General features: G+C 31.0%; 1 protein-coding gene. It reads left to right on the forward strand.

What is annotated here, in order from left to right; all coding sequences use genetic code 11:
- The first annotated feature begins 103 nt into the window (after positions 1 to 103).
- Positions 104 to 1,423 carry an agmatine deiminase family protein gene (locus H593_RS0115405; protein ID WP_028873244.1) on the forward strand — a complete coding sequence of 440 codons (1,320 nt, stop codon included), beginning with the start codon at positions 104 to 106 and terminating at the stop codon, positions 1,421 to 1,423.
- Positions 1,424 to 1,528 lie beyond the last annotated feature (105 nt).

Genomic DNA, 1,528 nt, shown 5'->3' on the forward strand with positions numbered 1-1,528 from the left:
CATTTATCTTTAGATTATAAAACACCAAATATGGTATATAAATTATCAGCTTAATTCAATTTTAACCTGTAGCCATATTTCAGGACAAGACATTATGAAAAAAATGAAGTACATAACCTTAACACTAGTAATTTTTCTTCTAATTAGTTGCAAAAATGAAAAGTCTGAAGACAAAAATTTAACTTCTGATAAATTTTATATGCCAGCAGAATATGAAAAACAAGATGCAGTCTGGTTAGGTTGGTCTGATTATCCACCATATCAAAAACCATTTTTAGATATTACTAAAGCCTTATATCCAAAAATACCAATAAAGGTTATTTCAAATAATCAAGCTTCTTTAGAAAGATTAAAAGACACATTGACCTCACTCAATTTAGATATAGCCAAATTTCAATTTAGTATTATTCCAGATAATAGATATTGGATGCGAGACCACGGAGCAACTTATGTTATCAACGGAAAAGGAGAAAAGAAGGTAGTAGATTTTGGTTGGACACTTTACGGTAACAAGGAGTGGTTAGAAAACTATTATAAAGGAAATAAAGATAGTGTTGATATTTATTATAAACAAGCCTTGGGAAAAACTGGAATGGTTGATTCCATTATGGGAGCAGTTGAGAATTTAAAATCCATAAAGACTGATGTAAATATGGAAGGTGGATCTATAGAAGTAAATGGAAAAGGAACTTTAATACAATCAGAGTCTGTAACTTTTCAAAGAAACCCAGGCAAATCTAGAGAGTATCTCGAATCCGAATTAAAACGTGTACTCGGCGTTTCGAATATAATTTGGCTCAAAAGCGGACTAGTAGAGGACGGTTTTTGGTGGAACAAAATATATGATAATTACTATGGTTGGGGAGTTTCAGGACACACCGACGAATTTGTTCGTTTTGTAAACGATTCTACAATTCTATTAGCTTGGGTAGATGAATCAGAGAAAGATTTGAATCCCATAAACAAATGGAATTATGAAAGAATGTCAGCAAATCTAAAAATTTTAGAAAACACTAAAGACCAAGATGGAAAACCATTTAAAATCATAAAATTTCCATTACCAGACCCAATCTATTTAAAAACTAATGTAACTGAATCTGATAATAATTCAAGTGTAGTCTTTAAAAATTGGACGGTAGGAAAAAATTGGGGACCAAATAAAAACCAATTGAAAGTTGGAGATTCTATAAATTGGGTCGCTGCATCAAGTTACCTAAATTATCTTGTTACTAATGATTTAGTTTTAATGTCTACTTATATCGACCAAGGTTCATCATTTGAAAAAGAAGAAAAAGTAAAGAAAATTATGAAAGAAGTTTTTCCAAATAGAGAATTGATTCTTTTAGATGTGATGACCATAAATTATAATGGTGGAGGAATACATTGCTCGACACAACAAGAACCAAGCGTGAAAAATAACTAATGGCAACAATGGTAATCGTTGCACAACGCTCTAAAAATTTATGACCAAAACACAATTAAGCCCTTTTTAGGGCTTTTTTAATTTTCTGCAACTGCCATTTAGTTA

This window comes from Psychroserpens burtonensis DSM 12212 (genome assembly GCF_000425305.1).
Classification (GTDB): Bacteria; Bacteroidota; Bacteroidia; order Flavobacteriales; family Flavobacteriaceae; genus Psychroserpens; species Psychroserpens burtonensis.